At 58.9% G+C, this 13,492-nt stretch carries 10 protein-coding genes, 2 tRNA genes and 1 pseudogene; all 13 read left to right on the top strand.

Annotation, left to right across the window (positions count from 1 at the left end; translation table 11 throughout):
• Window positions 1–359 precede the first annotated feature (359 nt).
• Window positions 360–433, top strand: a tRNA-Gly gene (locus NFS22_RS06245).
• A 436-nt stretch (window positions 434–869) separates the two neighbouring features.
• Window positions 870–956 (top strand) — tRNA-Leu (locus NFS22_RS06240).
• 400 nt (window positions 957–1,356) lie between these two features.
• A complete protein-coding gene (locus NFS22_RS06235; RefSeq protein WP_251316854.1) occupies window positions 1,357–1,782 on the top strand; it encodes a translation initiation factor 2 in 426 nt (141 codons plus the stop codon).
• A gap of 157 nt (window positions 1,783–1,939) precedes the next feature.
• Window positions 1,940–2,854 (top strand): DUF3991 and toprim domain-containing protein, encoded by a 915-nt coding sequence (locus NFS22_RS06230; protein ID WP_251316853.1) that lies wholly within the window; start codon window positions 1,940–1,942, stop codon window positions 2,852–2,854.
• Between the two features lie 48 nt (window positions 2,855–2,902).
• Window positions 2,903–3,886: a hypothetical protein gene (locus NFS22_RS06225; protein ID WP_251316852.1), complete on the top strand. Its 984-nt coding sequence runs from the start codon at window positions 2,903–2,905 to the stop codon at window positions 3,884–3,886.
• Window positions 3,887–3,920: 34 nt separating this feature from the next.
• On the top strand, window positions 3,921–4,742 hold the full coding sequence (locus NFS22_RS06220) for a class D sortase (RefSeq protein WP_251316856.1): 822 nt from the start codon (window positions 3,921–3,923) through the stop codon (window positions 4,740–4,742).
• A 115-nt stretch (window positions 4,743–4,857) separates the two neighbouring features.
• Window positions 4,858–5,691 carry a transglutaminase domain-containing protein gene (locus tag NFS22_RS06215; RefSeq protein ID WP_251316851.1) on the top strand — a complete coding sequence of 278 codons (834 nt, stop codon included), beginning with the start codon at window positions 4,858–4,860 and terminating at the stop codon, window positions 5,689–5,691.
• Between the two features lie 352 nt (window positions 5,692–6,043).
• Window positions 6,044–10,177 (top strand): annotated as a pseudogene (locus tag NFS22_RS06205) (SpaA isopeptide-forming pilin-related protein); the annotation flags it as partial.
• Between the two features lie 97 nt (window positions 10,178–10,274).
• Complete coding sequence (locus tag NFS22_RS06200; protein ID WP_251316848.1) at window positions 10,275–10,646, top strand: single-stranded DNA-binding protein; 372 nt, start codon at window positions 10,275–10,277, stop codon at window positions 10,644–10,646.
• Entirely contained in the window at window positions 10,646–11,578 is a 933-nt protein-coding gene (locus NFS22_RS06195; protein ID WP_251316847.1) for a ParB N-terminal domain-containing protein, read from the top strand. Before NFS22_RS06200 ends, NFS22_RS06195 begins: the two co-directional genes overlap by 1 nt.
• A complete protein-coding gene (locus NFS22_RS06190) occupies window positions 11,568–12,317 on the top strand; it encodes a hypothetical protein (RefSeq protein ID WP_251316846.1) in 750 nt (249 codons plus the stop codon). The genes NFS22_RS06195 and NFS22_RS06190 overlap by 11 nt, the downstream gene beginning before the upstream one ends.
• The gene (locus NFS22_RS06185; protein ID WP_251316845.1) at window positions 12,314–12,736 is read left to right on the top strand and encodes a synapsin-1 (Synapsin I); all 423 of its coding nucleotides are present in this window, start codon (window positions 12,314–12,316) and stop codon (window positions 12,734–12,736) included. The genes NFS22_RS06190 and NFS22_RS06185 overlap by 4 nt, the downstream gene beginning before the upstream one ends.
• Before the next feature lie 2 nt (window positions 12,737–12,738).
• The gene (locus NFS22_RS06180; RefSeq protein ID WP_251316844.1) at window positions 12,739–13,491 is read left to right on the top strand and encodes a hypothetical protein; all 753 of its coding nucleotides are present in this window, start codon (window positions 12,739–12,741) and stop codon (window positions 13,489–13,491) included.
• Window position 13,492: the final 1 nt, after the last annotated feature.

Raw genomic sequence — 13,492 nt, 5'->3', positions numbered from 1 at the left:
TTTAAAAACGAAGTCTTTCCTTCTTTGGATAAGGTTGTGGATCGTCTCTGCCTTACCATTTGCTCCCTCCTGCCTGAACTCATCTCTCACATTACAGGGAGAATTTTGATTTTAAATGCTTTTATTGGTGATTAGTATAAATCCCTGTCCCCGGCAGAAACGCGCCCACAAAGCCGCATATAGCAAGGCTTTTTTGAGATAATCAACCATTTTCCAAATAAACTCCATCCCCTTTATTGTAATCTCCCCGAGCGCAGCCTTCGAGGGGCGATAGTAAATCAACATTCAATGGTAAATCAACAAAATTTTGCTTGCAAACTTATCTAGGATATGATATAATAAAAATAAGAACATGACATGCAGGTGTAGTTCAATGGCAGAATGTCAGCTTCCCAAGCTGAACACGAGGGTTCGATTCCCTTCACCTGCTCCAACCTGTGTCGCCAAAAAAGATGCAGGCGAAAAACACCACATAAAAATGTGGCGTTTTTCGCCTTTTTGAGCAGAAATTGCCAAAAAGACAAATGAAAAGTTGATGCTTGAAATTATTGGAAGCGTACGATAGATGCCGCCCTCGTCGTCGCACTTCTGAATTGAGAAGGTCAGTTTCTTGTTTAGTTTCATCAGCTTTCCTTGCGTCGGCTTCGGGCCGTAGTCCTCTACGCGAATGTACAGGATCATCAGTTCAATTTTCCGGCGGTCCTCCAACGTCAAAGTTCTCACCATAATCACCCCTTTTCCCGTTTCTACTCCCGCTCAGGCAAAAAATAATGCAGAAAAAGGTTGAAAAACCTTTTCTGCATTTAATCTACTACTCCAGCTTTTTTCCTCTTGCAAACTATAAAAAATCGTGTATAATATCTTTATACGCCGGTGTGATGGAATTGGTAGACGTAGCGGATTCAAAATCCGCCGATGGCGACATCGTGGGGGTTCGAGTCCCCCCACCGGCACCAACTTGCATTGACAAAAAAGATGCAGGCAAAAATCCCGCACTTCGGTGCGGGATTTTTGCGACTAAAAGCAGAAAACGGCGAAAGTTCAGAACAATATGAAGTCATTTACAAAATAAGGAAGCGCAAAATAAAAATAACGCGCCGGAGATGCAAATCCGCCGGATTTGGGGGTTTTTGGGAATACGCACGACTCGAACTCTCCAGCGTTCAAAAAGCAAAAAGGCCGTCCGCAGCCTGCCAGTTTTCAAGGCAGACCTGTGGGCGGCCTTTTTCATTTCCAGACTGTTCACATTGGTAGTTATGCTTGCTTTGTCTATGATCTATTGGTGGTATTGGTAATAGCTTTCGCCATGCCTTTCGGGTATACTTGCCTTGCAATCAGACGAAAGGAGATACCACCATGCCAGCCACCAAGAATCTCTGCGCTCAGATTCCCACTGACCTGCACCAGCGCGTCTGCGAGGCCAGAGAGCAGTCCGGCCTGACCACCGCACAGTACATCACCAACCTGCTCATCGAATATTACGAAATGAAGAAAAATGGAGGTAACCAAGTCATGGCGAACAACAACAGCACCCGAACGATGGCCTTCCAAATCGGAGAGGACCTTTTCCAGCGGATCAAGGCGCACCTGGAGCGCGAGACTGCCCGCACGGGCCGCAAGCTCACCCAGCGGGAGTTCGTGCTGGGGCTGATCGAGGAGGCGCTGAACGAGGCCGAGCGTCAGGCCGGTGTCAGCCCCTGTGAGGCCCCGCAGGACGGCGGCGACCTCCAGCCCCAGGAGGAACCGAACCCCGCCCCGTTGGGCGAGGAAAAGGCCGGGTAAGGCCACCAGCCAGCACACCACAACAATCAACGGCAGATGAGAACCCCCAGAGCATCCCCAATGTGGGATGCTCTGGGGGGTTCTTTTCATTTCGCCAAAGGAGGTGATCACTACGAGACAAAGCACAGCCCCAGCCTTCCGCTTCACGGACGAGGAGATGGAGACTGCCAAAGGGACAGACCTGCCGAACCTGCTGGAACACTTGGGCTACAGCGTCCGGCGGCTGGGCAGCCGCTACCACACCACCAGGGAGATGGACAGTCTTCGCATCAAAGACCGCCGGACCTGGAAGCGCTACTCCAACGGCACCGGCGGGGACGCCATCACTTTCCTGCAGGAGTTCTGCGGGAAGGGATTCCGGGATGCCGTGACCTACCTGCTGGAGTTCAATGGACACCGCGCCAGGGACTCCCCCGTCCCACGCCCTCGACCAACCCCGCAGGAGGAAAAGCCGGCCTTTGCCCTGCCCATCCCCAACCAGGACCAGCGGCGGGTGTTTGCCTATCTTCAAAAGAGAGGCATCGCCCCCCAGGTGATCCGAGGCTTCATCGAGTCCGGCCTGCTGTACGAGGACAGCCTGCACCACAACTGCGTGTTCGTGGGCCGGGACAGCGCTGGAAAGCCGGTATTCGCCAGCAAGCGCGGCACCTACGACCTGGGCGGCTCCAGCTTCAAGCGGGATGCCCCCGGCAGCGACAAGAGCGTGGCCTTCCGGCTCCCCTGTGACCCCGCCCTGGATTGGGTTGCGGTGTTCGAGGCCCCCATCGACCTCATGAGCTTCTGCACCCTGCACCGGGCGGTTACCAGCAACGCCGTAGCCCTGTGCGGACTGTACCAAGGGCCGCTGGACACCTACCTGCGGGAGAACCCGCATCTGAAACAGATCGTCCTGTGCCTGGACGCGGACGGGCCGGGACAGGAGGCCACAGAGAAGTTCCGGGAGGAGTACGCCCAGAAGGGCTACACCGTATCCACCAGGACGCCCGCCCACGGGAAGGACTGGAACGAGTACCTGCAGCAGCGCGGCCGGACCAGGGAAAGGGGGGATCAGCGGCAGGCTGCGGCCAGATAACATCATCATCCAGGCTTAAAATAAACGAAAAAATGGAGGAATTATCCCATGAAACGCATTTTCACCACCCTGTGCGCCCTCGTTGTCATTGTCATGGCCGGGAGTGCCACCGCCCTGGCCGCCGATGCTTCCAATACGGGCCAGAGAGCCAGCTACTACCCCATATCCGTGGAGGAGTACACCTATGGCGACTTTGACGAGCTGCGGATCAACAAGGTCTATCAGCTGTCCCTGGCGGACGATCCCAGCCTCATCCCCACGGAGGACTTCGTGAGAAATGGCCGGCGCTATTACCTGCTGGACATGACCAGGAAGGACGAGGTTGGGGTGGACATCCAGACCCACACCGAAACCGTCACCCAGGCCAGCGATACCAACAACCTGGAAACCATCCTCCAGCGGCTGGACGCTGAGATGGAGGTGACCACCGAGGACGGCTATGTCGGCATCCTGCGTCTGGACCACACCAGCGTCCAGGTCACCACGGACGGCTACGCCACCAAAACCAATACCCTCTCCGCCAGCCGCAGCTATCCCAATCTGTCGGAGGCGGATGTCTCCCTCATTCCCAAGAGCATTACGGACAACGGCAAGACCCTGACCCTGGGGGATGTGAAGTGGAGCGAATCCACGGAGATTGACGGAGAGGGCAATCCCGTCACCCGCTACACCGCCACCGCCAGCTACACCGGCACCTCCACCAGCCAGTACGCCACCGGCTACACGGTCAGCGCCAGCTACACCGGCGAGGTGTCCAAGGCTGGCTGCAGTGTGGTCACTTACACCGCCATCTTCGGCAGTGAGAAAGCTGCGGAGGAGTCCAAGGCCCCCGGCAGCGATGAGAAAAACAGCTCCGGCGATGCGGAGCAGGAGGACGGCACAGGCACCCCGGACAGCACGGAGGCCCCGGACACCGGGAAGGAACCTGTGGATCTGTCCGGCCTGAAACGCCCCGTGATGATCGGCGTTGTGGTGCTGGCTCTTGGTGCTGGCGGTGTGTTCGCATTCAAAAAATACCGTGAGAGGAGATGACCCATTGAAACTGCGAAGTTTTCTGCTGGCCGTCATGCTGTGCGCCCTCTGCTGCGTCCCGGCCCACGCGCTGGAATATACCTTTGACGCGCCGGAGGATTACCTGTTCGGCCAGCCCACCTCAGACGATACCATCTACGAATGGGAGAACCCCAATGTGGACCGGAGCAAGAATACGGCGCTGATCGCGCCCGGTTTCGGAACCCCCACCAGCTACCTCCCCGGCAGCGGCGAGTACCTGACCCCCAACCTCGTCCCCGGCGCGTTCAGCGGCGGGCTGGTCAACGCGGTGGGCAGCGCCGGAGCCAACGCCACCGGCGGCGCGGCTGGCAGTTCCATCATCACCGGGGAGTACCCCTCGGTGGACACCAGTGGTAATTTCACCGTGACCCAGATCCCCAGCAGCAGCCCCATGGACATCGTCCAGGGCAGCATCGGCTCCGGCTATACGGAGGTGACCAGCGACCTCTACTACGCCAACGGCAGCCTGGGAACGCTGAGGATTCCTTCCATCGGCCTGAGCGTCCAGGTAGTGCAGGGGACGGACAGCGCCGCGCTGGCCAAAGGCGCGGGCCACTTCACCAACACCAGCATCTGGGATGGAAATGTTTGTCTCGCCGGCCATAATCGAGGAGTGACCAACCATTTTGGGCAGATCCATACCCTGTCCGCAGGCGACACTATCACCCTGACCACCATGCTGGGAACCCGCACCTACGCCGTAGTCAGCGTGGAGAAGGTCGGTGTCAACGACTCCAGCGGCACCGCCGCCACCAGCGACAACCGCATCACTCTCTACACCTGCGTGATGAACCAGCCGGACTACCGCTGGTGCGTGACCGCCGTGCAGGTATAACGCTGTTCGTCAAATCTCCGCGCTGTCTGCCGATTGTGTTCGACTTCCCCCGTCCCATGTGGTATGGTTCGGTTTGCAAAAACCCCACCATACTATGAAAACGGAGGAATCGAGCATGAAAAGCAAAAAAATCGTGTCCCTGCTCTTGACCGGAGCCATGACCGCGGCCCTGCTGGCCGTCCCCGCCCAGGCGGCGGAAGCCCCGCAGCCGGAACCCTACACCATCAGCGTGGACCACTGGAGCCGGGAGGACTTCAGCCAGGAGGCCAACCCCAGCGTGTTCACCGGAGTCTATGACCGTGCGCTCTACAATACGATCCGCCAGACTATCGTGGACGGCACCAGCGAAACCGCCCCCGCCTACACTATGGTGTCCAAGGAGGACTACAGCGCGGTGAAGAACCTGATCGGGCGGATGGAAGGGGTGCTGCGGTATGAGCATCATGTGCCGCGGAACTTCACCAACTACTGGCAGTACCTGGACTACTTCGCCGTGTCCGCCGAAATGCCGGAGAACTACCAAGCGCCCCTGGACTTCATCCAGCCTGCCCTTGACCATGCGGGGACGCTGGCCACAGACCGGGAACGGGTAGAATACTTCAACGACTACATCCGCTCCCTGCTGGCCTACCAGCAGGGCAAGGTCTCCGGCATCACCCAGACCTTCGCGCCCCACGCCGGGGAGCTGAAAGCCGCCTGCGGCTCCTACGCCAGAGCGATGAAGTTCCTCTGCGCGGCGGCGGACATCCCCTGCTTCACCATCAGCACCAAGACCCACACCTGGAACCTCGTGTATGTGGAGGGCCAGTGGCTCCATGTGGACGTGTCCGCCAACGACCTCTCCGGCAGGAACGGCGTCCTGCTCATCGAGACCTACGGCGGCGCGGATCAGGCCCTGGAGGCCACGGCCTTCCTCAAGGAACTGTATGTCCCTGGATCAACAAAATAAGGATCATCCGTATCCCCAGCACCGGCAGACCGCACCCGCGGCCTGCCGGTTTTTGTTTCCCATATAGATCGTAACAGAAAGGAGTCTTCATGAAACATAAGCCTTTTACCCGCATCCTTTCCCTGCTGCTGGCCGTGGCAACGCTGGCCAGCCTGCTCACCTTCCCGGCCAGCGCCGCCACGCTGAACAACAGCGGCAGCGTCACCATCCAGTACCTGGGCCGCAAGGAATACCTGAGCAAAAGTACAAGCGGCTCTCTGAGCGGCAGCAGCTGGACGTACACCAGCAATGACGGCCTGACCGGTACCGCCTACTGCGTCAATTGGGGGCTGGCGGCGGTTTCGCCCAGTAAACCAAGGCTCCGGACGGATTTATCATTGACACCCAAAGCCAGACCATTCAGATCCAAGAGGGCAAAACGGTATCCCTCACGTTCAAAAATCAGCCGAAAGGGGCTATCATCGTCCAAAAACGTGACAGTCTGACGGGCCAGCCCCTGGCCGGAGCGCAGTTCCGGATCACCACTGCCGCTGGCTGCGAAGTGGGCCTGGATGGTGTGATCGGCACCAGCACGCTCACCCAGAATGGGCTGTTCACGACCGATTCTAACGGCGAAATCCGCATTTCCAACCTTGCCCCCGGTGCCTACGTTTTGACTGAGGTAAAGGCACCGGCAGGGTATGTGATGGACGCTCCCAGCACCAACGTGGTCATTGGTTCGGGCGGCGATACACAGACCGTCATTGTGACCAACACCCCCAAGGGAAATCTGGTGGTGGAGAAATACGACAGCGTGACGAAACAGCCGCTGTCTGGCGCACAGTTCAAGATCACCAGCGCCAATGGGGAGCTGACCCCGGATAACGAGGGCCTCACTTCCTCCAACGGCCTCTACACCACCGATGCCAACGGGCAGATCGTTCTTTCCAAGCTGAACCCCGATACCTACATCGTGACGGAAATCAAGGCCCCTGACAATTACCAGATCGACCCCACCCCTCAGACCGTGGTAGTCAACGCGGCAGACACGCAGACCATTCGGTTTTACGATGACCCCCTTTGCACCCTGACGATCCTGAAGCGGGACGCTGTGACCCAGCAGCCTCTGAAGGGCGCGGAGTTCACGGTCAAGGCCAGCGATGGCCGGGCCATCGGTCGGTACACCACCGGGACGGACGGCACGGTCACTGTCTCCGGCCTGACCCCCAACGCCACCTATGTGGTCTCCGAAACCAAGGCCCCCACCGGCTATGTGCTGGATGAGACTCCGAAAAACATCGTTGTCCGCAGCGGCGCGGCCAACACCCTGATTTTTGATGATGAGCCTGCCACAACGCTGATTATCCGGAAGTTTATCGAGGGGACCGAAAACGAGCCGCTGTCCGGCGTGGCCTTTAAGGTTGTGGACGGTTCCGGCGCGGCGGTTGGGCCGGACGATGGAATTTATTACACCGACAAGGCCGGAGAAATCGTGCTGGAGGGCATCGAACCCGGAACCACCGTCATCGCCAGGGAGATCAAAACCGTGGAGGGGTATGTGCTGGACGGTACTCCGCAGGACATCCTCATCAAAGCCGGGACCGTGCAGCAGTTGACCTTCTGGAACAAAAAGGCCGGAACGCTTGTCATTCAAAAGAAAGACAGCGTGAGCGGCGCGCTGATTTCCGGCGCGCAGTTCCAGCTCACCTACGCCAACGGCGGCTATGTGGACAATGACAACGGGCATCTGTCCTCCAACGGCCTCTATACCACGGACGCCAATGGTGAAATCCGCATTTCCGGCATCACCGGGACGGTCGTGGCCAAGGAAATCCAGCCCGCCCCCGGTTATGTGATCAATTCTGCTACCCAGACGCAGACCGTCACCGTCAACCCGATGGACACTCAGACCCTTGTTTTTCTGAATGAGCCTCTGTGCAGCCTGACGCTGACCAAGCTGGACTCTGTCACCGGCAAACCTGTGCCGGGAACTGTGTTCGCGGTGAAGGACGGCAACGGAACTCTTCTGGGCAGCTACACCACCGGCTCGGACGGCACTGTGACGGTCACCGGCCTTGTACCCGGAACCACTGTGGTGGTAACGGAAACAAAGGTGCCCTCCGGCTATGTTCTGAACAGTACGCCCCAGACAATCACCGTCAAAAACGGCTCCAACACGGTGAGCAGCGGCATCACTGGAACCGTGGGCGGGACCACCAATGGTAATACTGGCGGCGGCAACGATCTGACTTTTGAGAATGATCCCACCATGACCTTGACGATCCACAAGTACATCGAGGGAACCGCCAATGAGCCTCTGGCTGGCGTGGCCTTTAAGGTAGTGGACGGCTCCGGCGCGCCTGTCGGCCCCGGCGATGGCACCTTCTACACCAACGCAGCAGGCGAGATCGTGATCGAAGGGCTGGAACCCGGCGCTGTGATCACCGCACGGGAGATCAAGACGGTGGAAGGTTTCGTGCTGGACGGCACCCCCAAGACCGTGAAGATCACCGCAGGCCCCCAGGCCCCCGAACTCACCTTCTGGAACCAGCGGGCCGGTACCCTGGTCATCCAAAAGAAGGACTCCCTGACCGGGAAACCCCTGGCAGGCGTGGAGTTCCAGCTCACCTATGCCAACGGCGGCTATGTGGACAACGCCAACGGGCATCTGTCCTCCAATGGCCTCTATACCACGGACGCCAACGGTGAGATCCGCATCTCCGGCGTGACCGGCACCATCGTGGCCACCGAGACCAGGACGATCCCCGGCTACACCATCGACCAGGCCACCAAGACGCAGACCGTCACTGTCAACCCGGACGATACCCAAACCCTTGTGTTTTACAACACTCCTGGCACCACTCTGACGATCCAGAAGTATGTGGATGGCACCACCAACCCCATCCAGGGCGTGGCCTTCCTCGTCACCGATTCCAGCGGTCAGTATGTGGGGCCGAATAACGGAGAGTATGTGACCGATAAAAATGGCCAAATCGTAATCACCGGCCTGACCCCCGGCATTACCATCACCGCCAAGGAAACCCGGACGGCTGACGGCTACGTCCTCGACACCATGCCCCAGAGCATCCTCATCAAAGAGGGCCAGGGGCAGACGCTCACCTTCTTCAACAAGGCGGAGGGCGGCTTGGAACTGATCAAGGTCAACGAGAGCGACAGCACCCAGCGTATCCCCGGCACCACCTTCGAGATCCGCAAAATGGACGGCGCTCTGGTGGAGACAGTCACCACCGGCGACAACGGACGTGTCCATGTCAACCTGGACGCCGGGGACTACTATGCCGTGGAGATCGAGGCCGCGCAGGGCTTCAAGCTGGATGATACGCCCCATTATTTCACTGTGACAGATGGGAAAACCACCACTCTGACGGTAAAAAACAAGCCCTTTTCCGGCATTTTGATTCATAAAACCGACAGCGTCACCGGCAAGGGTATCTATGGGGTGACCTTCCTGCTGTACGACAGCACCAACACTCCTATCGGGCAGTACACCAGCGACAACAGCGGGTACGTGTACATCGAGGGGCTTACCACTTCCGGGCGGTACTACCTGCGGGAGCTGGAAAACGAGGGCTACGTCCCCGACACTCAGATGAAAACCGTGTATGTGACCGCAGGGGAAACCACTCTGATCGAGTGGAAAAACATCCCCATCACCGCTCAGATCCAGATCACGAAGAAATCCGCCGACTACAATTCCACCAACGGCCTGCCTGCCGGTACGCTGCTGGAGGGCGCTGTGTTCGAGATCTACGACAAGGCGGGCAATCTGGTGGACACCATCAAGAGCGACAGCCGTGGACTGGCCTCCTCCAAGCTCCTGCCTCTGGGCCGCTATACCATTCGAGAAGTGCAGGCTCCGGCGAATTACGGTGTGAGCGACCAGGAGCTGACCGCCTACCTGGAGCATGAGGGCCAGATCCTCCGCTTCGAGGTGACCAACAAGAGCCTGACCACCGGAGTGTCCATCACCAAGACCGGACCCAAGGAGGCCATGGCAGGCCAGCCGGTAAACTATGTGCTCTCTGGCATCGCCAACACCTCCAACGTCCGGCTGGACAACTTCTACTGGAGGGACACCCTGCCCGCACAGGTACGGCTGGAGACAGTGGTCACCGGCACCTACAACTTCCCCGGCACCTATAAGATCACCTACCGGGTGAACGGCGGCGAGTACCGGACGCTGGCGGATAACCTGTCCACCAGCAAAAACTATACCCTGGCGGCATCCCCCGCGGCCCTGGGCCTCGCAGCCAATGAGCGTGTCACCGAAATCATGTTCGTGTTTGGGCAGGCCCCGGCTGGCTCCGCCCAGGTGGAGAAGCCCCAGATTAAATGCACCGCCATCGCCGGTCTGACGGCTGGCAGCAGCTTTGTCAACATCGCTGACGTGGGCGGTACTTACAACGGAGTCTGGGTGCAGGCCATCAGCCGCTGGGTGACCACGGTCTACGGCAAGCCCACCCCGCTCCCCAAGACCGGCTATTGATCGCGCACCATGGAGGCTCCCTCTTCGGAGGGGGCCTCCGCTTTCCCTATACATTAAATAATACCATCAAATCACCAATCTGAAAAGGAGAAAAACTATGCTGAAGATCACTGCAATCGGAAACCTGACCAACGATGTGGAACTGCGCTCCCATGAGGACGGCAAGCCCTACGCCATCCTGCGGATCGCCTCCGACCGCCGCTACCGGGACCGGGACGGCAACAAGCTCACCGACTTCATCTCCATCAAGGTACGGGGCGCTCTGGCGGAGCGGTGCGCCGCCTTCGCCTACAAGGGCTGCAAGCTGGCCGCCTCCGGGGACTTCGAGACCATCGTCTTTTCCGAGGACCCCACCCGCCAGCCCGGATTTCTCATCAAGGCCAACGAGGTGGAGTTCCTGTCCCCCCGGAAGGTGGAGGAGGCCGCTGGCGTGGCCGCTGAGGACGGCGGCGCGGCGGACGCCGCCTGATGCGCAACACCGGAACCATATACAGCAGTACGGAGCGCAGCCCCACCGTACTGCCTGAGATGGCCGAGCTGCTCCCCCCGTTGACGGGGGAGCAGCTCGCCGCCCTGGAGGCGGACATCCTGAAAAACGGCTGTTATTCCCCGGTTATCGTCAATGAGGAAATGGTCATCATCGATGGTCACAACAGGCAGAGGCTGTGCGAACAGCACGGCCTGCCCTACCAGATGGCCGTGTTCTCGTTCGCGGATCTGCTGGAGGCCAAACAGTGGGCGCTGGACACCCAGAAGGGCCGCCGCAACCTGGACAAGTGGGAGCTGGGTAAGATCGCCCTCCGGCTGAAGCCGGACATTGAGGCCAGGGCAAAAGAAAATATGTCGCTTGGTGGGCAAGCGTACCGTCCCAGTGATATCGGTGAGGAAGGTTTTGCGAATTCGCAAAACCTTCCTCCTTCCATAAATACCACGAAAGAATTGGCAGGTGCCGTGGGCATTGGACAGCAAACTATGAGCAGAGTCATACAGATTGACGAACACGCCCCTCCCGCCGTGAAGGAGGCACTTGACAGCGGCGACCTGTCCATCAACCAGGGCTACAACATCACCCGGCAGGTGCAGGAACTGCCGGAGGAGCAGCGGGATGAGGCCGCCGCCCAGGCAGTGGAGCTGGAAAAGGCGAAAAAGGAGATCAAGGCCCTGGATGCCGAGGCCAACCGCCGCGGCAAGATCGCCGGACTGTTCTGCAAAGCCTTTGAGAAGGCTGTGCTGCTCACGCCCACGGAGGAAAACGTCCGCATCTGGACGGAGTGTACCCGGATGCGCCCCGATGAGATCGAGAACAACATCAAGGAGGCCCGTGAATTGGCGGAGGTGTTCACCGCCATTGCCGGTATCCTGGAAACAATGCTGCCGGGAGGTGACAGCGATGCCGGATGAGATGTCTGTCCGACAATGGCAGGAGAAGTTTCGGGCCGGGGCCTTTGCCCGTTCAGACATTACCACGCAATGCGAAGCAGGCTGGTACGACTGGTTCTGCCAGGATCACGCTCTGGCTGGCCGCCTGAAGAAGATCGGCAGGGTGGTCATGGGGATCACCGACCCGTTCATCCTGGACAATTACTATGTCTGGTTCAAGAACAACTGCCCCTTGGATGGGCCGCTGTATGACGATGCCCGCTTCGAGCCGCTGTCCGGGGAGCGTGACGGCAAATATTTTGTGGTGTCTCTGGACAGCCCCCACGAACGGTTCAAATGGGCGCTGGTCACAGAGCGGTACGGCTTTGACGCGCCGGAATTTGACTGCCGGGACATCCGGGAGATGGTCAAGTACATCAACAGCATCGGCCCGGAGCTGCAGCAGGGTGTTATCCCTCCGTTCATCGCGGAAAAAGTCGCTGTGACCGCCTATGCCCAGCGGCGCGGGGAGCCGGAGAGCATCCACATCTACCGGGACTGGAACCACCACTACAGCTATACCTCCTGGCGGGACCGGCGCAAGCGGACGGTCATGGCTGTGACCAGCCTGGAGGACGCGCCTGTGGGTTTTGTTTCGGAACAGGCCCATTCCATCAAAGGGATGTATGTCTATTGCCCGGAGGATGCGGGGATACCGCTGGCTGATCCGATGCTGCAGACTGCAAACAAATCTCAGAAAAGAAAGGAGCCGGAGCGATGAGCAAAGAACACCCCGCACGGGCGGCTGGGCCTCCCGGCAGGCCGGTGCTGCCCCTGGAGGCGGAGCAGGAGATCATGGACACGCTGTCCGCCAATATGCGGATCAGCTCCGATGAGATCGCCGCTATTTTGAAAAAGCATGGTGTGTCCGGGGACGCGGACGCCCTTCAGACTGCCTACCGCAAGCGCCTGGGCCAGCGGCTAATGTCCAGCATCCGGGATGAAAACGGCAGGCGGGAGGTACTGGCCCGCGGCAGCGAGTACATCGTGATGGAATGCTGCAGCGACCGGCAGGCCCTCAAGGCCATCCGCTATCGTATCGACAGCCAGATGAAGGGCCTGGACGTGTCTGCCGGGAAGGTGCAGGGCCGCATCCGAGTGCTGGACCGGCTGATTTCCCGGTTCAGAAAGGCGGGATGACGGTGGGACTGAGAGATATGCTCCGGGCCATCCGGGAATACCCCGCCGTCCGCGCCGAGCTGGAAACGTCCCGCACTGAGCTGCGGCAGGCACAACAAGCCTTGGAACAGAACCAACAGAACTGCGAATCGTTGTTGCTCACATCGAACGAGCAGCAGGAGTACATGAACTTTCTCTCCCATAAGGCAGAGGCGCTCCAGGACGCCCTGGGGGAATTTTGCCCCCGGCTGTCCACGCCGGAGGATATGAAACGGTTTTACGATGCGATCTCGCCCAGCATGGACGCCCAGGGCTTTACCCTGTACCGCATGGCGAAGGAGCTGACGGGGATCGATGTCCCCTCGCTGTTCCCTTATGAAGATAACCGTGGAATGTTTGAACTGATGGAAGGGCATCAGCTCATGGATTGGCTGATTGCCGTCCGTTTCCAGGCGGTGGATTGGGAAATCATCCCCGGCAGCACCTACGAATCCGCCACGCTGCTGGAGGTGGATACCTCCGCCCCGGAATACCATGCGTTTGAAAAGCAGCTCTATGAGAAGGTGCTGGGGCGGATGGGTTTTCAAGATATTTTAGCGCCCGGTCAGGAGGTGGGGGCGATAGAGAATAAAACGACAGAGCTGAAACTGTACAGCCATCTATCCGGGGAACTGACGGAACAGGAGTATGATGATCCGCAGCCTCTGGACGGCAGTGATCTGGCTATTTGTCATGCTGCGCCAGATTGCTTTTTATATTCGGTGGCGTTGTGTTGAT

The sequence above is a fragment of the Flintibacter muris genome, assembly GCF_943192995.1.
Classification (GTDB): domain Bacteria; phylum Bacillota; class Clostridia; order Oscillospirales; family Oscillospiraceae; genus Lawsonibacter; species Lawsonibacter muris.
Note: the sequence above shows the minus strand (reverse complement) of the source record. Positions and strands in the feature narration are given on the sequence as shown.